Consider the following 22,065-nt stretch of genomic DNA (forward strand, 5'->3'; position numbering starts at 1 on the left):
TGTCAGCCGCGCAGCGCCGCGAGCACGTTCGCGGGCGTCATCGGGAGCGTGCGGATGCGCTTGCCCGTCGCGTTGTAGAAGGCATTGGCCACCGCCGCCGCCGTCGCCACGTTGGCGGGCTCGGCGACTCCCCGGGCATCCGTCGAGGACTGCGCCCCGAGCTGCTCGAGCAGGATGACCTCGATCTTCGGCGTCTCGCGCGAGCCGACGATCTTGTACTGGTCCATGTTGGCGTTGAGCTGCTGGCCGCTCCCGGGGTCCAGGTGCCGCTCCTCGTAGAGGGCGTAGCTCACGCCCTGGATCACGCCTCCGTAGATCTGGCTCTCGGTGAGCTTGGGGTTGATGGGGCGCCCGCAGTCATGCACCGCGACCACCCGCTCCACCTTGACGATGCCCGTCTCCGTGTCGACCGCGACCTCGGCGAACTGCACGCCTCCAATGCCGTGCCGGCTCAGGCCCATGTCGGGGGTCTTGAACACGTACCCCTCGTAGTCGTCCCGGCGCTCGGCGCGGTGGGAGATCTCCTCGAACCCGGCCTTCTTGACCGCCTCGCGGAAGGGCATGGCCGTCGCGGTCTTGCCCTTCACCATCACCTTGCCGTCGGCGAAGACGATGTCGTCCGCGTTCGCCTTGAAGACGGGGGCGAGCCGCGAGGCCAGCTCCCGGGCACAGCGGTACGCGGCGTTGCGCGCGGCCGGAGTCAGCGAGCTGGTGACGCGGCTGCCACCCGAGGCGGGCCCCATCGGATAACGGGAGTCTCCGATATGGGAGCCGATGTCCTCGGCGCGCAGGCCGAACTCCTCGGCCACCACCTGCGCCAGGATGGTCCGCGTCCCCGTCCCGATGTCCTGCGTGCTGCTGAAGGCCTCGACGGAGCCATCTCCCGAGACACGCACCTCGCACGCGGAGCTCGGCTGGACCAGGTAGAGCCACTGGGACTGGGCGAAGCCGATTCCCCGCTTGATGGGTCCCTTGTCCGCGCCCGCGGGCCGCCGCTTGTTCCAGCCGGCCCGCTCGGCGCCGATCTTGCGCTCGTGGGCTCGGGCCAGGCAGTCATCCGTGCCCGAGATGTCGATCTTCCCGCGCAGCGCGAGCGGATCCATGCCGATCTTCTCGGCCAGCTCGTCGATGGTCTGCTCCAGCGCGAAGATGCCCTGGACCTGACCGGGTGCGCGGAAGGCGGCGCAGGGACCGGCGTTGGTGAAGACGTCGTACTGCTCCACCGTCACGTTGGGGCACTCGTAGAGCGTGGAGTGGCAGAAGCCGACGCCCGCGCCGCCGGCCACGCCTCCGGTGCCGTAGGCCTGGACCTGGAGCGCCATGAGCGAGCCATCGCGCTTCGCGCCCAGCTTGAGCCGCTGGAGGCTGTTGGGACGGTTGCCGCCCGACACGTGCTCCTCGCGGCGATCCAGCATCATCCGCACCGGCGCTCCGGCCTTGCGCGACAGGTGGATGGCGAGCAGCCCGTAGTTGCCGATGCCGTACTTCGCCCCGAAGCCGCCGCCGGTGAAGTCGCTGATCACCCGGACCTTGCTCTTGGGCAGATCGAACATCTCGGCGGCGTCCTCGCGGACGCTCGTGACGAACTGGGTGGAGGCGTAGAGCGTGAGCCCCTCGTCCTTCCAATCGGCGACGAGCCCGTGCGGCTCCATGGGCACGTGGGTCTGCACCTGGGTGCGGTACTCGGCCTCGATGACGACGTCGGACTCGCCGAGCCCCTTGGTGACGTCGCCGCGCGGGCCCACGCCCCGGGGCTTCGTGTCGGGACCGCGCACGTTGCCCTTCTGGGGCAGGCCCGGGGGCGCGCCTCCGCCTCCCGCGGTCGCCGGCTGCTCGGTGGGGCCGGGGAAGACGCGCGGGGCGTTGTCCTTCATCGCCGCCTCGAGCTCGGAGACGTGGGGGAGGGGCTCGTACTCCACCTTGATCAGCTTCACCGCGGCCTCGGCGGCGCGGGGCGAGTCGGCCGCGATCGCCGCGATGGGCTGGCCGGCGTAGCGGACGGTGGGGTAGCGGTTGCCCTGATCCGCCTTGGGGTCACGCAGCTGCGCGGACGCGAGGATGCGCTCCAGGACGTGGATGGCCCGGACGCCCGGGTAGCGCTCGGCCGCCGAGGTGTCGATGGACTTGACGCGCGCATGGGGCAGCGGCGCGGCGACCCATTTGGCCCAGAGCATTCCGGGGAGCTGGACGTCGAAGGTGTAGCGGGCCTTGCCGGTGACCTTCTCGATTCCATCCAGCCGCGATACCGGCTTGCCGATGGACTTGAGCTTCGCGTTCTCGGGCAGGGGAGGGGGCTCGTCCTCGGGAACCCGGCGGGTGACCTCCTCGAGGTTCGCGCCGACGATTCCATACGGCAGGGCCTGCTGCCGCGAGGGCCCCGGGTTGGGCTGCGGGGGACCTCCTGCTTGTTGCCGCGGCTGTCCGCCATGGGGCTTGTTGGAGGCCCGGGGATCCGAGGTGTCCTTGACGTCTTGCATCAGCTGTTCCCCTTTGCCTTTCCGCCTCCCTGGGCCGCGGCCAGGGTCGCCTTGAAGACGTTGGGATAGGTGCCGCAGCGGCACAGATGACCACTGACCGCCTGCTTCACGTCGTCGAGGGTGCACTTGGGATTGCGCTCGACGAGGGCGGCGCAGCTCATCACCATGCCGGGCGTGCAGAAGCCGCACTGCATGGCGTCGTTCTCCACGAAGGCGCGCTGCACCGGGTGGAGCTCCTCACCCTTGGCGAGCCCCTCGATGGTGGTGACCTTGCGGCCCCGGGCGTCGAAGGCGAGCGTCATGCAGCTGGCGGCGACCTCGCCATCGAGCCAGACCGTGCAGGCCGAGCAGGCGCCACGGTCGCAGCCGATCTTCGTCCCCGTCATGCCGAGCTGGTGGCGCAGGAGCTCGGCGAGCGTCGTGGCGGGATCGGCCTGGACGGTGACGGTGCGGCCGTTGATGGACAGGGACAGGGGAGCCGGCTCCGGGCCCAGCACTGGCGGAGCATCGGCCGCTTGCGCGGCGGACGGGGCCAGGGTGGCGCTCAGGGCGGAGGCACCCGCGCCTTTGAAGAAAGCGCGGCGGCTGAGCTTGGGAAGCAGCGGGTTGTTGGGGACGGAGTCATCATCGGGTGGGGCCAATGTCGAACGCTCCTCTCGCCGGGCAAGCTACAGGAGCCATCCGATGACGGCCCATCAGGATGTCTAGGGTTGGGCCGCGAGCATTGTCTCGTCAACAGATGGGAGGCGATGGGCCTCCCGGACGGTTGTGCACTGGTCGGGGATGGGCAACCGGTCAGGCGTGGAGCGTGCGGCCGAACAGCTCGAGCAGCTTGCTCCAGTGCCGTTCGGCGGCGTCCTTGTCGTAGACGGCCGAGCCCTCCACCGCGAAGCCGTGGCGTGCGCCGGTGTAGAGCTCGGACTGCGCCTTGACGCCGGACTCCTTCAATGCGGCCTCGAGGCGCGCGATGGCCTCGGCCGGCATGGAGCCATCCTGGTCCGCGTGGGCGAAGTAGAGCTCGCCCTTCACCTTGCCCACGACGCGGTGGGGGCTGTCGGGTGAGTCCGTGGCGAGGCGTCCGCCATGGAAGGAGGCCGCCGCGGCGATCCGATCCGGGAAGGCGGCCGCCATGTGCACCGCGATGGCGCCGCTCATGCAGTAGCCGACCACGCCCACCCGTTGGCCCTTCACCTGGGGTTGCGCGGCGAGGAAGTCGAGCTCGGCGGTGGCGTCGGTGATGACCCGCTCGGGCGTCAGCGTCGCGACGAGGCCCAGGATGCGCTTGCGGAAGGCCTCGTCCGCGAAGGAGCCCTCCATGTTGGGGAGCGGCGCGCGTCCTTCGCGGTAGTAGACGTTTGGCAGCAGGACGACGTAGCCCGCCTTCGCCAGGCGGCGCCCCATGGCCTCGAACACCGGCCGAATGCCCATGGCATCCGTGAGCAGGATGACCCCGGGCCCCGGCTTCTGGTTCTCCGGGTGGAACAGCTTCGCGTCCATCGTGCCTTCACGGGTCTTGATGTCGACGTCTTGCATGAACCCTGCGCCTCCGTGGTTGGGTCGCATGGCTCTAATTCATCGGGCGCGCCTTTCCACGCGGAAAACCCACGGAACATGGCGCGGGCAACAGTCGAGGATCAGCGGCCGTCCGATGGATTGTGAGCGTGCACTCCCGACAGTACAACAGCGACCCGCCAGCCCCAGGTAGACTTCGCGGCCCATGCGAACGACACGAACACTCTGTGGTTCGAGGCCCGCGGAGTGACCGACATTCATCAGTACACCCTCCTCATCCCCGAGCATGTCCACATCCGCATCCACAGCCGAGGGCCCAAGGGGGGGATGTGGAACCAGGCCTGGAAGGATTTCAAGGAGGCTCGCCCCAACGCCTCATCCGAGGCCATCTACCGCCATGCTGGAGAGCTCATCTTCCGATTCGAGCTGACGGGCCCCGTCGTTCCGTATGCGCGCGGGGGCAGGTGACGAGATGACGAAGTTCTACCGGATCCGAGCACCCAGAAACTCCCGGTACACCGGCAGCCTCAGTGCCAGACACAAATGGGGCAGCCTGCCTGGGCTTCGCTGCCCTGAATGTGGAGCCACATGGGCCGGGGGGATGACCGGGTATCCAGGCGTGGATCTGTCCTCTCTTCCCGAACGCGGTGCGTACGAGAAGCCCCGGCCGGAGCCCTTCGACGAGTTCGTGCGTTTGCGTGAGCTGGTGCGGCCTCTCGTGCCACCTGGCGCCCAGTTGCTCCCAGGCGCGAAGTTCGGCCCGCTGGTGGGCACCGCCACCGGTGGCTTCAGCCCGTTGTTCTTCCACTACGTCGAGATGCCGCTGGCTCACCGCGAAGCGCTGGAGAGATTGCAGGCCGAGGGGGTACGCGGTCTTCACGGTTTCCCGACGGAGTTGCGCTTCCGCCAGAAGAACCACCCGGAGTTGTTGGAGCTGCAAGTCCTGCCTCACGGCCGGTTGCATCCGGAGTGCACACCGCCGGATCGGCGCCCTCCATGCCCCAAATGTGGCTGGGATGATTACGCCTTCCCTGAGGAGCCCATCCTGGATGCGGCATCACTGCCCGTGCACACGGACCTGTTCCGGCTGAGCGACTTCGAAACCGTCTTCATCGCCACCGAACGCCTCGTGGAGGCCGTGCGGCGCCTGGACCTGGAAGAGGTCGATATTCGCGAGGTTCCGGTGCGCTGACCCGAAGCGGATGCGTTTGTTGCCCGAGGCCCGCAGCGGGGATAGGGATGCGGTTCTCATGTCTCTGACCGCGGAGCTACTCGATGCCGTCCGGGAGGAAGCGCGCCCGGACACCTGGTCCGCCGGTATGGGCCTGGCCCGCGCCGGTGCCGTCTCGGTTCAGTCCGTCGGAGAGGAAGAGGCCGTACTGCGCGTGCGCGCCGCCGGCCGGCCCGCTCCCTTGACCACGGTGCTCTACCCGGAGGACGAGATCTGGGAGTGTGACTGCCGGGGCCGCGTGGACCCCTGCGAGCACGTGGTGGCGGCGGCCATCGTCCTCCATCACTCGATGTCCCAGCGAGCCCCCGCCCCGCGTGCACCCGCGCGGCCCGTGCCGCCGTCCCGGCCCGCTCCCGCCCAGGCCCCCGTGTCGCAGGGCGGCCCGCGTCCGGCGGTCGCGCCGAAGTCGGAGCGCATGGTGTACCGCTTCAAGCGCGTGGACGGGGGGCTCCAGCTCGAGCGTCTGCTGGTGCGTCCGGACAACACCGCGCGGTTGCTCGCGCGCAGCCTGGCGTCGGTGCTGACGAACCCCGTGGAGGCGGCCCGCATCCAGGTGGAGCCGTGCGACCTGCTCGCGGACAAGCTGCTGCTCAAGCCCACGCGGGGCGCGCTTCCCCCCGAGCGGCTCGAGGCGCTCCTGCGTGTCCTGGAGCCCGCGCGCACCATCATCTTCGACGGCGCGCTGGTGTCCGTTTCCAGCGAGCCCGTGCTTCCCCGCGTCACCGTGGAGGATCGCGGCGAGCAGACGGTGCTCAAGATCGAGAAGGACCCGCGCATCACCGAGCTGGTGTCCCCCGGAATCGTGGTGTGCGGAGGCACGCTCTGCCGGCTCGGAGAGCAGGGGCTCGTCGGCTCGCGGATGGAGAGCCTGCCGCAGGAGCGCGTCTTCCCGCCCGAGCAGTTGGGGGACCTCACCGGGAAGGTGCTGCCGGACCTCGCGCGGCGCATGCCGGTGGACGTGAAGAGCCAGCGGCTGCCGCCCATCGATCGCACGCTCCAGCCGCGCATCTCCCTGGATCTCAATCAGCTGGACTCGGGCCTCTCGGTGCTGCCCACGCTGGTGTACGGCTCGCCGCCCACGGTGCGCATCGACAACGGGCGCATGGTGTACCTCCAGGGCGCGGTGCCCGTGCGCGACGAGGGCACCGAGCAGAAGCTCATCCACCAGCTCCGCGACGAGCTGAACATGGTGCCCGGCCGCCGTGTGACGGTGCAGGGCAAGGACGCGGTGCAGCTCGCCGACAAGCTGCGGCGCTGGCGCGGGGGTCTCACCGGCGACGCGGCGCGCGTGGTGAGCCCCAACGTGAAGCTGAGCCCCACGCTCTCCGTGGAGACGGGCGCCACGCAGAATGGCGTGCCGCAGGTGGGCTTCTCGCTCCAGTTCCAGGTGGAGGGTGCGGGGCCGGGTGCGCCGCGCTCGGTGGACGCGGCGGCGGTGATGCGCGCGTGGGAGGAGGGTCTGGGGCTGGTGCCCCTGGAGGGCGGTGGCTGGGCGCCGCTGCCCACGGCATGGCTGAAGACGCATGGCCAGCGCGTGGCGGACCTGCTGGCCGCGCGCGGGAAGGACGGGCGGCTCGCCAACCATGCCATCCCGCAGCTCACCGGGCTGTGTGACGCGCTGGAGCATCCGCCTCCGCCCGGGCTCGAGCGGCTGGCGCCCCTGGTGCAGGGCTTCGAGAAGCTACCGGACGTGCAGCTCCCGAGGGATCTCACCGCGACGCCGCGCCCCTACCAGCTCCAGGGCATCAGCTGGCTGACCTTCCTGCGTCAGGCGGGTCTTGGCGGCGTGCTCGCGGACGACATGGGTCTCGGCAAGACGCTGCAGACCATCTGCGTGCTGGGGCCGGGGACGCTGGTGGTGGCGCCCACGAGCGTGCTCCCCAACTGGGTGGCGGAGGTGAAGCGCTTCCGTCCCTCGTTGAAGGTCTCCGTCTACCACGGCCCCGGCCGAACCCTGGACGAGACGGCCGATGTGACGATCACCACCTACGCGCTGATGCGTCTGGACGCGGCGGTGCTCGGGGCGAAGACGTGGGACACGGTGGTGCTGGACGAGGCCCAGGCCATCAAGAACCCGGACAGCCAGGTGGCGCGCGCGGCGTATGGGCTCCAAGCCAACTTCCGGGTGGCCCTGAGCGGCACGCCCATCGAGAACCGGCTCGAGGAGCTGTGGAGCCTGATGCACTTCACCAACCAGGGGTTGCTCGGGGGGCGCAAGGAGTTCGACGAGCGGTGGGCGCGGCCCGTGTCGGACAACCAGAAGGGCGCGGCTGAGGCGCTGCGCGCGCGCATCCGTCCCTTCGTGTTGCGCAGGCTCAAGCGGGACGTGGCGCCCGAGCTCCCGCCGCGTACCGAATCCGTGCTGCACGTCACCCTCAACGAGCGGGAGCGCGCCGTCTATGACGCGGTGTACGCCGCCACGCGCGAGGAGGTGGTGTCGCAGCTGGAGGAGGGCGGCAGCGTGCTGAAGGCGCTGGAGGCGCTGCTGCGGCTGCGTCAGGCGGCGTGTCACCCGGCGCTCGTGCCGGGGCAGCAGGCGCAGACGTCCTCCAAGGTGCAGGCCCTGCTCGAGGCGCTCGACACGGCGGTGGGGGAGGGGCACAAGGCGCTCGTCTTCTCGCAGTGGACATCCATGTTGGATCTCATCGAGCCGGCGCTGCGCGAGGCGGGCATCGGGTTCATCCGGCTGGACGGTGGCACGGCCAACCGCGGTGCCGTGGCCGCGTCGTTCCAGGATCCGAAGGGCCCGCCCGTGATGCTCATCTCGCTCAAGGCGGGTGCCACGGGGCTCAACCTCACGGCGGCGGACCACGTGTTCCTCGTGGATCCGTGGTGGAACCCGTCCGTGGAGGCACAGGCCGCGGACCGCGCGCACCGCATCGGTCAGCAGCAGCCGGTGATGGTGTACCGGCTGGTGTCCCAGGGCACGGTGGAGGAGAAGATCCTCACCCTGCAGGAGAAGAAGCGCGCTCTCTTCGAGTCCGCGCTCGGAGGCGCCTCCGGGGCCGCGGCCATCACGCGGGCGGACCTCATGCAGCTGCTCGACTGACACTCGCGCACGGCCGTACTGGCGGTTTCTTGGAAAACGCGTAAAGAGAGAACCCCCCGATTTCAGGAGGCGGTTCATGCGGAACTTCAAGACGGCCGTGCTCGCGGTGCTCGTCACGCTCACGTGGGTCTCCCCGGCGTGGGCGGGCCAGAGTGGCTTCTCGCGCTGGGCGGCGAGCCAGGGTGGTTTCTCCTCGTGGCAGCGCAGCGGTGTGGCCCTGGCGGCGGATGGCTCGCTCCAGGTGGATCCCCAGACGGCGGTGGCCGGGACGGATCCCTACGCGGCCGGTGCCTACAACGGTGGCAACTTCTACAACGGTGGCAGCTTCCGCGTGGGCGAGGCCACCAGCCCCGTCATGAACGCCGGCTTCTCCTTCCGCGAGGCCGTGGCCTCCTGGGAGGCCGAGACGCCCACCGGCACCTGGATGGAGACGCAGATGCGCGCCCTGGTCGGGGGCGTGTGGACGAAGTGGTACAACCTGGGCGTGTGGGCCGCGGACTACTCGACGGTGCGCCGGCACTCGGCGGGCTCGCAGTCGGACACCAATGGCTACGTGGGCATCGACACGCTGGTCATCTCCAACAAGAAGTCGGCGGCCACGGCCTTCCAGGTGAAGGTGCGGCTCTTCAGCGCGGATGGCATCGCCGTGCCGCGCGTGCGCGCCAGCTCCGTGGCCCTCTCCACCTCGCCGGACAAGAGCGCGGTGGCCTCGGTGGGCAATCCGGCTCACTGGAACCAGGTGCTCGCCGTCCCCGAGTGCTCGCAGATGGTCTACCCGGACGGTGGCCAGGTCTGGTGCAGCCCCACGTCCACGTCCATGGTGCTGCGCTACTGGGCCGGCGACACCACGACCGCCTGCGAGACGCACGTGCGCGCGGCCCTGGGCGGCGTCTATGACTGGGTCTTCAAGGGGTATGGCAACTGGCCCTTCAACACGGCCTACGCCGCCACCAAGGGCCTCCAGTCCCACGTGACGCGCTTCACCAGCATGGCCCAGCTCGAGCCGTGGATCTCCGCGGGTGTCCCCGCCATCCTCAGCGTCGCCTGGAGCAGCGGGCAGCTGACGGGTGCGTCCATCAGCTCGACCGCCGGCCACCTGCTGGTGCTGGTGGGCTTCGACGCGTCCGGCAATCCGATCATCAACGATCCCGCGGCCTCCACCGACGCCGCCGTCCAGCGCACCTATCTGCGCTCCGAGTTCGAGCCGCTCTGGCTCCAGGCCTCGGCCGGGACGGCGTACCTCATCTATCCCGCCGGCTGGCCGGTGCCCGCGCTCTAATCAATGGAGAGGCCTTGGCTGCGCCGCCTGGTGGCGCGGGGGACGAGCGCATGATCGTGTTGCGCATGCTCCCTCTCCCTTTGGGGGCGGGGGGTGAGGGTCGTCACCCGCGTGCTCGAGGGAAGACCCTCACCCTGACCCTCTCCCAGAGGGAGAGGGGACGTCCACGGGCCCTCGGATCAGGCCACGCCCTTGCCGCGCCGGGCGATCCGCTCGGCGATCTCCGGAGCGGAGCGGGCCTCGGCCAGGGCAGGATCCCGGGCCAGTTCCTCGTAGTCGTCGTAGCCCGCCTCCAGCGCACGCTTGAGCCACTCGGAGGACTGCGCCCCCTGGCCGGCACGCGCGTGATTCCGGGCCGCCTGGTACGCGGCCTCCGCGTCACCCGAGGCCTCGAAGACGCTCGCGTGCAGCGCCGCCGCCGCGCCGAAGTCTCCCCGCGCCACCGCCACGTCCGCCAGCAGCGTGTCCCGCTTCGCCGCCGCCTTCCACGAGAACTCCCGCACCGTGCGCTCGGCCTCGTCCAGCCGCTGCGCCTTCACCAGCAGGCGCGCCGCCAGCGCCACCAGCGCCTCCGTGCGCTCCTTCTCCAGCGCGGCCAGCGCGTGGGGCAGGGCGCGCTCGTGCAGCCCCGCCGCCTCGTACGCCATGGCCAGGCTGTACGGCCTCGCGGCCTCGGGCGGTTGCACCTTCTCCAGGTGCGACACCGCCGCGCGCGCATTTCCCTCGGCCAGCGCCACCCAGGCCAGCAGATCCCTCGCCGCGTTGCTCTCCTCACCCGGCTTCGCCGCCGACAGCGCCAGGTGCCCCAGCCGGGCCGCCTCGCTCTCATGCCCCGAGCGCAGCGCCTGCCAGCCGCGCGCGAGCGCATCCGGTTCGATCTCCGCCACCTTCACCGGCTCCAGCGGCTTGATGTCGCGCGTCACCTGGAGCGCCTGCCAGCACTGGTAGCCGTACATGCCGAACATGAAGGTGATGAAGAACGCCTTGATGCTCAGCGCCAGGGCCACCACGGCGCCCGCGGTGAGGACGCCCAGCCACAGGGCGATGCGCTGCCGGCTGGGCCCCAGCACGCCGCGGGCGATGTGGCCTCCGTCCAGCGGCGGCACGGGCAGCAGGTTGATGATGCCCCACCCGAAGTTCACCCACATGAGCTGCCGCAGGACGACGTAGCCCATGTAGTTCTTGGGCGGAATGAACTCATAGACGGCGTACATGAGTCCGCCGAAGAGGAAGCCGGTGAGCGGCCCGGCCGCGGAGACCGCCACATCCCGCCAGCGGCTGAGCGCCCGGTCGAAGTAGGTCAGGCCCCCGCCCATGTAGAGCCGGATGCCGGCGACGTCGCAGCCCAGGCCCATGGCCATGAGCGCGTGCCCGATCTCGTGCATCAGCACGGAGACGAAGACCACGGCCACCCACGACAGCATGGTCTGCCAGCTGCCGCCTCCCATCAGGCCGAACATGGCCGTCATCACCCAGAAGTTCGGCTCGACGAGGACGGGGATGCGACCGAGGTTGAACTGCCACGTGAAGGGAGGAGAGGAGTCCATGCTCATGAGTCTCGTGAATCAGGTCTTCGTCAGGACCCGGAAGGCGTTCGAGGTGGCGCCGTTGCTCTGAGCGTCCTCGACGACGATCAGGTAGTTGTTGCCGGGCGTGTCGATGGTGATCTCCTGCTGGCATAAGCCCGCGGAGAACGGATTGCTCTGAAAGGTGTGGGTGGAGGCGCCGCCCTTGTAGAGGCTCACCCGCACCGTGCCCCCGTAGGTGGCCGCGTCCGGACCGGCGGCATGCAGGGTGATGGTGAAGGGCTCGTTGATGTACTGGTCCCCGATGGACTCGATCCAGAAGCCGACCGAGGGCTTCACCTCGTAGGCATCCGGCAGGGTGGCCTCGCGCCCATCGCCCATCTTCACGCGGATGGCGTAGACCCCCACCTGCAGCCCGGGCTTCACCTGGCCCTGGAACTGGCCGTGGCCCAGGTACGTGTCCAGTGGCACCACCTGGGAGCCGATCTCCAGCACCGGCTGGTCGATCATCTTCACCTGCTGCTCGCCATAGTCCACGTGGAAGCGGGGCTCCACGTCGAGCTGCACGGTGATGCTCTTGGACTCGTTGGTGACCTGCTCGCGGGGCGAGACGTCGAGGATCTGGAAGGCCCCGGCGGGAGGCGTCACGACCGTCTCGCACGCACACAGCAGCGGCAGGAGAAGGGGGAGGAGCTTGCTCATAGGACGTACCTCACGCCCAGGGACGCCGACAGGCCCCCGAGCTGTGCGTCGATCTGCTGGGCCCGGGCCGAGGCGTAGCTGCCGCGCAACTCGAGCAGGGCGCTCACCGGGCCCAGGCGCCAGGCGGCCTGTGCCGCCACGAAGCCCATGAACGTGCTCCCCTGCTGGATGAGCGGCTCATCGAAGGAGGTGCTCGTCACGCGCTGGTCGTAATACAGGACACCGGCGCCCGCGCGGCCATGGAAGGAGAGGGGCCCCCGCTCGAATGCCAGCACCCGGAGGGAGCCCAGCAGGGGCAGGCCCACCACGCGCGAGTCCAGCACGGGCCCCTCGGCGCCCAGGCGGGGCTGGCTCGCCACATGGCGCAGCCCGCCTTCCACCTCGAGCGCGAGGCGGCCTCCGAGCGGCGGCAGGCGGTAGCCCAGGCCGGCCGACAGCAGGGGCCCGCGGTTGTCGCCCCCGGCGAAGAAGCCTCCGGCCATCAGGTGCAGGGACAGGTAGTGCCAGCTCAGGTACCGGCTCCAGTCCACGCCGGGCGCGGAGGGGGCGGGGGGCGGTGCCGCCACGGGCGTCACGGGCGGCGGAACGTGGGCCACGATGGGGGCCGCCACCGGGGCCATGACGCGCGCCGCGCCGGTGCCGTCCTTGAGGTGGGCATCCACCACCACGGCCCGGGCCCCGGTCTCCGGCTTCACGCGGAACACGCCCGGGCCCTGCTCCTCCACGCTGCCGCCCTGCACCTCGAGCGTCACCTCCGCGCGCGGCACGAGCTCCTCGGCCAGCAGCGTCAGCCACCCGGTGCCGTCCACCGGGAACACGTCCGGGCTGAGCACGGCCACCAGGGGCCGCTCGGGAGGCACGTCGAGCGGGGTGGTGCGGCGCGTCTGCTGGCCCTTGGCGGTGGCCAGCACGATGGCCTCGCGCACCCCGGGAGGCACCTCGACGGGCACCTGGGCGCGGCCCTTGCGGTTGGTGGTCACCGGGCCGAAGCGCATGTCGGCCACCTGCACCACCACCTGGGCGCCCGCGCCCACGTCCGTGGCCACGTCCAGCTCCGTGCGGCCCAGCAGGGGGATGCGCACGGTGGTGACTTCCGGCGGACCCTCGGCCGCGTCCACCCAGAAGGCGAGCACGGCCAGCAGCGGGTAGCGGATGTCCGGCGGAATCCACCGGTACGAGAACACGCCCCGGGCGGTGGCGGGCAGCGGCATCAGGTTGCCCGTGGAGGCCACGGCCCGGAGCGGCGGAGTACCGCGCGGCACCTTCACCTGCACCACCACCGCCCGGTCCCGGCCCAGCACCACCTGGGTGGGCGAGGCCGTCGCCGGGAAGGGCGCCGCCTCCACCACCAGGGGCAGGGCGAGCATCAGCAGCAGTGGGAGGAACGGCGCGCGCATGTGAAGGGGGCCTACCGTCCAGCCTCCCCGGCGTCTCTGTCAACCCTCGGCGGGGTTGCCCGGCGGGGAAGCGGGCTCTTCCGTTGTCTCAGAGATGGGCTTGTCCGCTGGGCCCGTAGCTTTCGCGCTGGGCGGGCTGAACGCCGGCTTCTCCGCCGGGGCCCCGCCACGTCCGTGGACGAGCGTCTTCGTCTCGGACTTGAAGGTGATGTCCACCTTGTCCCCACGCACCGCCGTCACCAGTCCCAGCCCGAAGGTGGGATGCTGGATGACCTGATCCGGCTTGTAGGTGTCCTTGGGGCTGTAGCGGGGGGCATTGGCGATGTCCTTGCCCGCCAGCTGCTCCTCGAAGGAGATGATGATCCTCTCCTCGGCGGTGGGGCGGCTGGCCCGGGGAGCCTTGGTGCCGCTGGTACCGCCGCCGCTGGAGCGGGCCGACGGGCTGGGCTTGTCGGTGGTGCCCGGTGCCGAGCGGAAGGCGTGGTCTCCGTTGCAGGTGTTGCACCGGACTCGAGCGATCTTCGTGCCCACCATCGCCAGGATGGTGTGGGCCAGCGTGAGCCGGCACCGGGTACAGAACGCGTCGACCTCGCCGCCGACCTTGTGTTGGGTCGCCATGGGTGTTGCTTCTCGCTTCTCTTTTTTGAAGGGGAGGGAAAAAGGGCGGCGGAACATAACGGCAAGCGCGCTCGGGAGAAACCCCTTTGTCGTGGCGTGTCACGAGCGGGGGGCGGGCGCCTGGATGCCTGGGCTGCCGGGAGGCGGAAGGGGGCTCTGGAGCCAGAGCGTTTGCTTGTTCCGGCTGGTGGGAAACGTAGAGTAGGGCCCCACGTGGCCTCCGACAACGCACAGAACGCCGAGCAACAGCCCGAGCAGCCCTCGCTCCTGACCCAGTCCATCGAGGGCGTGGGCCGGGGTGCCATCGCGACGGTGGAGGAGCTGGGGCATCTGGCCACCCTCGGGGTGGACGTGGTGCGCTGGGGCGTGCGCCGGCCGTATCGTTGGCACAACCTCTTCTTCCAGCTGGACTTCGTGGGGGTGGGCAGCGTCTTCATCGTGCTGCTGACCGGCCTGTTCACCGGCATGGTGTTCGCCCACCAGTCCGCGCGCGCCTTCGAGATGTTCGATGCGCAGAGCCTGGTGGGCCCCACGGTGGCCCTCACCCTCACGCGCGAGCTGGCCCCCGTCTTCTCCGCGCTGATGGTCACCATGCGCGCCGGCTCCGCCATGTGCACCGAGCTGGGCACCATGCGCGTCACCGAGCAGGTGGACGCCCTGGAGACCATGGCCGTCAACCCCATCCAGTATCTCCTGGTGCCCCGGGTGCTGGCCGGCCTCTTGATGGTCCCCATCCTCACGCTGCTCTTCGATACCTCGGGCATCTTCGGGGCCTACATCGTCTCGGTGGGCACCCAGGGGGTGTCCGCCGGTACCTTCATCAGCCGCACCCAGCAGTGGTTGGATCCCATCGACGTCTACGAGGGCCTCATCAAGGGCGCCGTCTTCGGCCTGGCCGTGGCGCTCGTGTGCTGCTTCAAGGGCTTCAACGCCACGGGCGGCGCCAAGGGCGTGGGCCAGGCCACCACCGAGGCCATGGTCTCCAGCGCCCTCTCCATCTTCATCCTCGACTTCATCGTCGGGGTGCTCCTGCACTGATGGCCGATCCAAGCTCCCGGCCGATGATCGAGATCTCCGGCCTGCACAAGTCCTTCGGTGTGCACAAGGTCCTCACGGGCATCGATCTCACCGTGCCCGCGGGCAGCACCTGCGTCATCCTCGGCGGCTCGGGCTCGGGCAAGACGGTGCTGATGAAGCACATGATCGGCCTGCTCAAGCCGGACCAGGGCCAGGTGGTCATCGACGGCGAGGACATCGTCCCCATGGGCGCCCAGGAGCTGGAGCGGGTGCGCCACAAGTTCGGCATGGTGTTCCAGGCCGCCGCGCTCTTCGACTCCATGGACGTCTACGACAACGTGGCGTTCCCCCTGCGCGAGCACCGGGGCCTCTCCGAGGAGGAGATCCGCGAGCTGGTCCGCTCGAAGTTGGATCTGATGGGCCTGCCGCGGAGCGCCGAGCACAAGTTCCCGGCGGACCTCTCCGGCGGCATGCGCAAGCGCGTGGGCCTGGCGCGCGCCATCGTGATGAATCCGAAGATCGTCCTCTACGACGAGCCCACCACGGGGCTGGATCCCATCACCACGGACTACGTGGACGAGATGATCCTCGCGGCCCAGCGGGAGCTGGGCATTACGAGCGTGGTCATCAGCCACGACATCGCCTCCGCCTTCAACATCGCGGACCAGATCGCCTTCCTCAGCAAGGGGGTGATCCTGGAGCAGGGGCCCCCGGAACAGCTACGCTCCTCCCAGCACCCCGCCGTGAAGGTCTTCCTCCAGACCTGGTTCGGAAAGAATGATTAGGAGTCACACCCGGTGAAGAAGCTCGTCACACCGTTCCGAGTAGGCCTGCTGGTGCTCATCGCCGGAGGGTTCCTCTTTGGCTTCATCCTGTTCACCCGGAAGGGCGGGCTGGGTGAGGACGAGTCCCTCCAGGCCTACGCCTACTTCCGGGACGCCTCGGGCCTGGGGCCCAAGAGCCGCATCCAGATCGCCGGTCTCCCCGTGGGCGAGGTGGAGAGCATCAAGCTGGAGGGCACGCGCGCCCGGGTGACCGTGCGCATCCGCCGCGACGTGGCCATGTACGAGGACGCCACGCTGGCCAAGCGCTCGGAGTCCCTGCTCGGCGACTACCTGCTGGATCTCAACCCCGGCACGGAGCTGGCGCCCCCCCTGAAGGAGGGCGGGGAGATCCGCAAGGTCATCGACGTGCAGGGCATGGAGGCCGTGTTCGCCTCGCTCAGCCAGATCACCTCGGACATCCAGCAGGTGACGGGCGCGCTGCGCGACGTGCTCGGCGGCGACAAGGGCGCCGGCTCCATGGGGCGGATCGTGGAGAACCTGGTGCGCGTGTCGGACGCGGTGGATCTGACGGTGCGCGCCAGCTCCGAGCGCCTGGACGCCATCCTGCGCAACGTGGAGGGCGTGAGCGCGGACGTGCGCGGCATCACCCGGTCCAACGAGCAGAGCGTCAACAACATCGTCGACAACATCGAGGTCATCACCCGCGACACCCGGGAGGTGCTGGCCACGGTGAACAAGCTGGTGGGCGCCGGTGGGGAAGGGGACCTGAAGGACAGCGTGGCCAGCCTCAAGCAGACGATGAGCCGGCTGGACAAGACGCTGGCCAACCTGGAGGACGTCACCACCAAGGTGAAGAACGGCGAGGGCGCCGTGGGCACGCTGCTCACCGACAAGCGCCTGGGCCAGAAGCTCTCCGAGTCCGTGGAGGACCTGTCCGACTTCTCCTCCAGGCTCACCGGCCTCCAGACGGAAGTGGGCCTGCAGGCCACCTATCTGATGGAGCAGGGCTCCTCGAAGAACATGCTGACGCTGCGGCTGGCCCCCAAGCCGGACAAGTACTACCTGCTGGAACTGGTGGATGATCCCCGCGGCACCACCGAGACGCAGTACGTCCAGGCCAACCCGCCCTCCTCGGGCGAGCCCGTGGTGCAGAAGCAGACCATCACCAAGGAGTCCTTCAAGTTCAGCGCCCAGTTCGCCAAGCGCTACTACTTCACCACGCTGCGCTTCGGCATCATCGAGTCCACCGGCGGCGTGGGCGCGGACTTCCACTTCTTCAAGGACCACCTGAAGCTGTCCGTGGACGCCTTCAACTTCTCCGTGGCCGAGCTGCGCTACCCCCGCATCCGCACCTCGCTGAGGGCCCAGGCGTTCGACCGGCTCTTCGTCGTGGCCGGCATGGATGACCTCCTCAATGATCCCCGGCGCGACACCAACACCCGCCGGATGCTCGCCGGCCGCGACTTCTTCTTCGGCGGCGGCATCTACTTCACGGATGACGACCTGAAGGCCATGCTGCCCGTCCTCCCCACGCCCTGAGTGTGGGTCCGGCACCAGATGGCTTGACCTGACCGGGTCAAGCGTCGTACCTCGCCACGGCACGGGCGGTCCCCTGGGAGCCCCGTGCCTGGTACTCGAAGGCCCCTCTCCCTGGAAGCCCCATGTCTCTTCTCGTCGTTGGCTCGGTCGCGCTGGATTCGGTGGAAACCCCCTTCGGTCTGAAGGAGGACGTCCTCGGCGGCTCCGCCACCTACTTCTCCACCTCGGCCTCCTTCTTCGCCCCCACCCAGGTGGTGGCCGTCGTCGGTGAGGACTTCCCCCAGGCCCACCTGGACTTCCTCAAGGCCCGGGGCGTGGACCTCGAGGGCGTCACCCGCGAAAAGGGCCGCACCTTCCGGTGGAAGGGCCGCTACGGCTTCCAGCTCAACGAGGCCGAGACGCTCGACACCCAGCTCAACGTCTTCCAGTCCTTCTCGCCCCGTCTGCCCGAGAAGTACCGCGACGCCCAGTACGTCTTCCTCGGCAACATCCACCCCGAGCTCCAGTCCCAGGTGGTGGATCAGGTGAAGGCGCCCAAGCTGGTGGCCGCCGACACCATGAACTTCTGGATCAACGGCAGCCGGCCCGCGCTCCTCAAGACGCTCAAGCGCGTCAACCTGCTCTTCGTCAACGACGCCGAGGCCCGCCAACTCACCGGCGAGCACAACATCGTCCGCGCCGCCCGCGCCATCCTCGAGATGGGCCCCCAGCGCGTGGTGGTGAAGCGCGGCGAGTACGGCGCGCTCCTCTTCGAGAAGGAGCACATCTTCGCCTGCCCGGCCATGCCCATCGCCGACGTGTTCGATCCCACCGGCGCCGGGGACACCTTCGCCGGCGGCTTCATGGGCACGCTCGCCATCGCCAGCCACGTGGACACCGAGACGCTGCGCCGCGCCATGGTCATGGGCAGCGTCATGGCCTCCTTCACCGTGGAGAAGTTCAGCCTCGAGCGCCTGCGCGAGGTAACGCGCTCGGAGATCCGTGCCCGCTTCTCGGACTTCAAGCGCCTCACCCACTTCGAGGACCTCGGCCCCCTCGAGGGCTGAGCCGGCTGAGCCGGAGGAGTCCGGCACCGGGTGGGGCAGAATGCCCCTTGCCCGGCTTGACGGATTTTTACGCTGTCCCTATCCTTGGTTCCCGCGATTCCCGCGTTCCTGGGGAAGAATCGTAGGCCGCTGGGGTTCTCCTGGCGGCCGAGCAGCGCGGAGGACGCCGGGGTTGCGGACGGATAACCGAAAGCACGCACGTTTCCCCTCGCGCCTGCGGTGCTGGTGCGAGTCGGACACCATCACGCTCTACGCGCGGATCGCGAATCTGAGCGAGGGTGGGTTGTTCCTGCAGACGCACACCCCGCTTGCATTGGGGCGGCGGACGCTGCTGAGGTTGAGCAGCGGCGAGGTGCGCGAGGTCATGGCCGAGGCGACGGTGGTGTGGAGCCGGCCGCAGCGGCAGGACAAGGGGCCGCCGGGAATGGGGCTGAAGTTCGAAGCGCTGGATTCTGGCGCGCTGGCACTGCTGCGGCGCATCATCTCCGAAGAGCAGCGAGGGGCGACGTTCGGTAACTAGGCACCGGACGTGGGCCACCGGCGAGAACCCACCATGCGAATCGCGATCATCTCCGACGTCCACTCCAACATCGAGGCCCTGACGGAGGTGCTCCGGGTCGCGGAAGAGCAGAAGGTGGATCGCATCGTCTCCCTGGGAGACATCGTGGGCTACGGGGCCTCGCCCAACGCGTGTTGCGATCTGGTGCGTTCGGTGACCGAGGTGACGCTGCTGGGCAACCACGACGCGGCGGTGGCCGGGCGGATGGACTACTCGTACTACTACGACGCCGCCCGCCACGCGCTGGACTGGTCCGCCGGGGTGCTCTCCGACGAGAACATGGAGTGGCTCAAGAGCCTGCCCTACACGTACCGGATTGGGGACGTGGGCTTCAGCCACGGCTCGCCGGTGGAGCCCAAGGCGTACGAGTACATCTTCGCGCTGGAGCAGGCGCGGGAGCTGGCGCCGTACGTGGAGCACCTGCCGGAGGTGACGTTCATCGGGCACAGCCACCTGTGCAAGGCGTTCGCCATCGGCAACGGCGAGGTGCATGACGTGGTGGCCCAGAAGTTCGGCATCCGCCGGGGCTACAAGTACATCATCTCGGTGGGCAGCGTGGGGCAGCCGCGGGACTACGACAACCGGGCCTGCTTCGTCATCTGCGACACCGGGGCGCGCACGGTGGAGTACCTCCGGGTGGAGTACGACATCGAGTCGGCCGCGCAGAAGATCTTCGACGCCTCGCTGGCGCTCAATTTCGGCAAGCGACTCTTCCTCGGGGTGTGAGTCGTGAACCCCAGGCCCCTAAACCGTCCGGACCACGTCGACGCAGATCGACGCCAAGCCCCCCTGAGCGGCCAGCGCCGACGGTCAAGCGCAGCGCAGCGCACTGCTCAGACGTCGCACAGAATGACCTGCCGCAGATAGGCTTCTTGCGGTGCAGGGCCGGGCAGAGCAATAAGAGCTTTCGGAGAGACATTGCCTTTCTTGGTGCGGATCTCTGGATGCTTGGCCGCCCACTCCACCAGATAAGCGTCGAACCGGGTGTTCCAGGCCTCATCGGCGTTATGGCGGAAGAAATTGCAGATGGAGAAATGCGGCGCCTTGAGGAAGGCGCTCGTTTCCATCCCGCGGAACACCGCACGCCACTCGCCGAGGCTCTTGGCTTCGGCCTCAAGGGATGAGCGGAAGGCGGCGAAGGTCGTCTTGTCACGCTCCAACCCGATAGCCAGTACGGGCACCCTGCTCAGCGCCGCCAGGCGGGCCAGTAGGCGGCCATTCTCCGCTTGGTCCCCTTGCAGGCGGGCGACGAGTGCTTGGTCTTTCGAGCGCATCAGTGCGCTCAGGCCACCGGTTCGGGGCGTATGGTAGGTGCTCTTGTTCCACACCAGCACCTTCGAGCCCACCGCCCCGGGCTGGTCGAAGGCTGCGTCGAGGAAAGCGCGAGCCCACCGCCCGGCTGAGCCCAGGCCTGAGAGGTATTCCTTGCGCGAACGCTCCTTGGGTCCCGGGTTGTCCGCGACCATGATGAGTTCGGGCATGGGGCCAGCGGCGGTGGCGAACACGGTCGCTTCCTCGTTGGGCACGAACAAGGGGTCCGTCTTGGCCTGCGTGCGCACGCGCGCCAAAGCGGCCCTGAGTATGTCGCGGAACCGAGCTTCGTCCGTCATGCCGTCCGCCTCCGGATCGCCCGGCGGGCTGCGGCGGCTTGGGGTGCGTTGCGGATGAGCACTTGAGGTCCCTTTCCTCTCTGGCCTGATTGATGAGGCGGGCTGTCGTGCGGGCGGCGGCCCGGGTGATGAGGCGCTGCTCATGACACAAGACCGCGACCTCGCGAGGGTGGGCCAGTATCAACCGTCCCCAGCCCTTCACCTAATACGCCGAATCGAAAAAGCAACGCCATGATGCGGCGGCTCCTCTAGAGGAGTGCCGGTGTAGGCTGCTGGGAAACACGGGGGGCCTGATGAACACGTTCGAGTGCCGCAACTGCCAGCGCCATTTCCAGGACAGGAGGCCCATCTGCCCAGTCGTCCCCAGTCACATGGTGAGGCTGGCCAGACGGGACGAGCCGCAGCTCCTCCCGGCGCGCAAGAGCCTCGCGCCGAACACGCCGACGCTGAAGACGGAAGGTCCGGCCGCTGGTGCTCCGCTGGTTCCAGGAGAGTGGACGGAGAGCGACCGGGAGAAGTGCAACCAGCGCTGGAAGGACGCCTGCCTCCACAACCTGCTGGCGAACAACTTCCGCCGCTACACGCGCATCATCGAGCGCCGGGACTTCTACAGCTGGTTCTACAGGTACTCGGTCGACAAGGGCTTCCACACGCGCTGGGCGCTCGCCGCGTCCATCGTGGCCACGGGAGCGCACGAGGTGGCCATGATGAATCCGGGTCTGGAGGACATGGGCCGGATGGCCGATACCGTCAGCAACGAGCTCCAGGCCATGATGCGCGAGGGCAATCAGGTCATCTTCGACAACGTCTTCCCCAAGCTTGGTGAACTGCTGACGCGCCGCCATGGTCCACTCCAGGACGATCCCGCCCGCATGTGGGACATGGGCACGTTGTCCGAGGAGCAGACGCTCATCCAGCCTCTCTACCAGGGAGTCTCCCAGGCGGCGCGCACCCAGCTCAACCAGATTGCCCGCTTGCAGGGGCTGCCCGGCGTCGTCGCGGCCTTCTCGGCCAGTGCTGTCGTCAGGGATGAGCCACCGTATGTCCGGGGAGGGCGTGTCCCTGGCTTCATGGGCACCACGCTCACCTCCATTGACGAGCGCTGGCACTATGGAATGGTCCTGGGCGACATGTTCACCCCCGGGGGAACAGGCTATGACCCCGTCAGGCACAAACGCCCCGCGCCCTCGGCCGGCTACATGAATGGCGCCGAGCTGGCCCGGGTGCGCACCCGGCCCAACCTCCACCGGCTCGACGCCGCGCTGGATGGGGGCGCCGTTGGGGCCACCTGGCTCACCCGGCAGGTGGAAGCGCTCCTGCGCCAGATGACGACCGCCGAACAGGCCGAAATCCTCCGGGACCACAGGCCCGAGGGAGGCCGTTACTCCGTACGCCTGCGCATCCTCTCGCGTCGCACCCTGGTCTCCGTGCTGACCACCTGGCGCGGCAACCTTGAGGCGCAGATGCGTTTCCTGAGCAGCCACATCGGGGGGGAGAACAACGGCCCATGGATTGACATGAAGTACAGCGATCTTGCCCCCCTCGTCCGCCCTTTCAGCCAGGCCGAGAAGAACCGGCTGCACACGCCTGAGTGGCAGCGCGTCTTCACCCTCGTCTGTGACGACAAGAGCATGCAGGAGGCCGTCAGGGACCTGGGGCTTGCGGAGCCGCTGCGGACGCGGTGGATCAAGGGGGAGGAGCGCTTCTTGCGCTGAACG

Annotated in this window: 18 protein-coding genes and 1 pseudogene; 11 read left to right on the forward strand and 8 right to left on the reverse strand. The window is 69.0% G+C overall.

The annotated features are described in order from the left end of the window. Positions 1-2: 2 nt before the first annotated feature. From AC16DP_RS12235 to AC16DP_RS12245, 3 genes are all read right to left on the reverse strand, one after another. Positions 3-2,477: a xanthine dehydrogenase family protein molybdopterin-binding subunit gene (locus AC16DP_RS12235; protein ID WP_329734076.1), complete on the reverse strand. Its 2,475-nt coding sequence runs from the start codon at positions 2,475-2,477 to the stop codon at positions 3-5. Continuing rightward, positions 2,477-3,118 carry a (2Fe-2S)-binding protein gene (locus tag AC16DP_RS12240; protein WP_329734077.1) on the reverse strand — a complete coding sequence of 214 codons (642 nt, stop codon included), beginning with the start codon at positions 3,116-3,118 and terminating at the stop codon, positions 2,477-2,479. The genes AC16DP_RS12235 and AC16DP_RS12240 overlap by 1 nt, the downstream gene beginning before the upstream one ends. Positions 3,119-3,272: 154 nt before the next feature. Further along, positions 3,273-4,010: a dienelactone hydrolase family protein gene (locus tag AC16DP_RS12245; RefSeq protein ID WP_329734078.1), complete on the reverse strand. Its 738-nt coding sequence runs from the start codon at positions 4,008-4,010 to the stop codon at positions 3,273-3,275. A gap of 207 nt (positions 4,011-4,217) precedes the next feature. Between AC16DP_RS12245 and sitA6 the strand changes: the two are divergent. From sitA6 to AC16DP_RS12265, 4 genes and pseudogenes are all read left to right on the forward strand, one after another. Beyond that, positions 4,218-4,457, forward strand: a pseudogene (sitA6, locus tag AC16DP_RS12250) (SitA6 family polymorphic toxin lipoprotein); the annotation flags it as partial. 4 nt (positions 4,458-4,461) lie between these two features. Beyond that, positions 4,462-5,181, forward strand: coding sequence for a SitI6 family double-CXXCG motif immunity protein (gene sitI6, locus AC16DP_RS12255; RefSeq protein ID WP_329734079.1), 720 nt, complete (start codon positions 4,462-4,464; stop codon positions 5,179-5,181). Between the two features lie 58 nt (positions 5,182-5,239). Then, on the forward strand, positions 5,240-8,269 hold the full coding sequence (locus AC16DP_RS12260) for a DEAD/DEAH box helicase (protein WP_329734080.1): 3,030 nt from the start codon (positions 5,240-5,242) through the stop codon (positions 8,267-8,269). A gap of 76 nt (positions 8,270-8,345) precedes the next feature. After that, the gene (locus AC16DP_RS12265; RefSeq protein WP_329734081.1) at positions 8,346-9,548 is read left to right on the forward strand and encodes a C39 family peptidase; all 1,203 of its coding nucleotides are present in this window, start codon (positions 8,346-8,348) and stop codon (positions 9,546-9,548) included. A 179-nt stretch (positions 9,549-9,727) separates the two neighbouring features. Here AC16DP_RS12265 and AC16DP_RS12270 read toward each other — a convergent pair whose 3' ends face one another. Genes AC16DP_RS12270 through AC16DP_RS12285 form a run of 4 tightly spaced genes read right to left on the reverse strand, consistent with a single transcriptional unit; the run spans position 9,728 to position 13,791 of the window. After that, on the reverse strand, positions 9,728-11,095 hold the full coding sequence (locus AC16DP_RS12270; RefSeq protein ID WP_329734082.1) for a M50 family metallopeptidase: 1,368 nt from the start codon (positions 11,093-11,095) through the stop codon (positions 9,728-9,730). Between the two features lie 18 nt (positions 11,096-11,113). Beyond that, the gene (locus AC16DP_RS12275; protein ID WP_329734083.1) at positions 11,114-11,776 is read right to left on the reverse strand and encodes a hypothetical protein; all 663 of its coding nucleotides are present in this window, start codon (positions 11,774-11,776) and stop codon (positions 11,114-11,116) included. Continuing rightward, positions 11,773-13,173: a hypothetical protein gene (locus AC16DP_RS12280; protein WP_329734084.1), complete on the reverse strand. Its 1,401-nt coding sequence runs from the start codon at positions 13,171-13,173 to the stop codon at positions 11,773-11,775. Before AC16DP_RS12280 ends, AC16DP_RS12275 begins: the two co-directional genes overlap by 4 nt. 39 nt (positions 13,174-13,212) lie before the next feature. Beyond that, a complete protein-coding gene (locus tag AC16DP_RS12285; RefSeq protein ID WP_329734085.1) occupies positions 13,213-13,791 on the reverse strand; it encodes a hypothetical protein in 579 nt (192 codons plus the stop codon). 279 nt (positions 13,792-14,070) lie between these two features. On the opposite strand from AC16DP_RS12285, the gene AC16DP_RS12290 reads away from it, so the two are divergent. From AC16DP_RS12290 to AC16DP_RS12315, 6 genes are all read left to right on the forward strand, one after another. Beyond that, positions 14,071-14,829 (forward strand): MlaE family ABC transporter permease, encoded by a 759-nt coding sequence (locus tag AC16DP_RS12290; protein ID WP_414640807.1) that lies wholly within the window; start codon positions 14,071-14,073, stop codon positions 14,827-14,829. Positions 14,830-14,852: 23 nt separating this feature from the next. Then, positions 14,853-15,593 carry an ABC transporter ATP-binding protein gene (locus tag AC16DP_RS12295; protein ID WP_329734125.1) on the forward strand — a complete coding sequence of 247 codons (741 nt, stop codon included), beginning with the start codon at positions 14,853-14,855 and terminating at the stop codon, positions 15,591-15,593. Positions 15,594-15,605: 12 nt separating this feature from the next. Continuing rightward, positions 15,606-17,132 (forward strand): MlaD family protein, encoded by a 1,527-nt coding sequence (locus AC16DP_RS12300; RefSeq protein ID WP_329734087.1) that lies wholly within the window; start codon positions 15,606-15,608, stop codon positions 17,130-17,132. A gap of 122 nt (positions 17,133-17,254) precedes the next feature. Continuing rightward, positions 17,255-18,178: a PfkB family carbohydrate kinase gene (locus tag AC16DP_RS12305; protein ID WP_329734088.1), complete on the forward strand. Its 924-nt coding sequence runs from the start codon at positions 17,255-17,257 to the stop codon at positions 18,176-18,178. A 172-nt stretch (positions 18,179-18,350) separates the two neighbouring features. Then, complete coding sequence (locus tag AC16DP_RS12310; protein WP_329734089.1) at positions 18,351-18,698, forward strand: TIGR02266 family protein; 348 nt, start codon at positions 18,351-18,353, stop codon at positions 18,696-18,698. Positions 18,699-18,731: 33 nt separating this feature from the next. After that, positions 18,732-19,463, forward strand: a complete 732-nt coding sequence (locus AC16DP_RS12315) for a metallophosphoesterase family protein (protein WP_043393211.1) — start codon at positions 18,732-18,734, stop codon at positions 19,461-19,463. A gap of 107 nt (positions 19,464-19,570) precedes the next feature. Here the strand turns inward: AC16DP_RS12315 and AC16DP_RS12320 are convergent, their stop codons facing one another. Then, entirely contained in the window at positions 19,571-20,347 is a 777-nt protein-coding gene (locus tag AC16DP_RS12320) for a hypothetical protein (protein ID WP_329734090.1), read from the reverse strand. A gap of 293 nt (positions 20,348-20,640) precedes the next feature. On the opposite strand from AC16DP_RS12320, the gene AC16DP_RS12325 reads away from it, so the two are divergent. Beyond that, positions 20,641-22,062 (forward strand): hypothetical protein, encoded by a 1,422-nt coding sequence (locus AC16DP_RS12325; protein WP_329734091.1) that lies wholly within the window; start codon positions 20,641-20,643, stop codon positions 22,060-22,062. Positions 22,063-22,065 lie beyond the last annotated feature (3 nt).

It is taken from the genome of Archangium sp. (assembly GCF_057119385.1).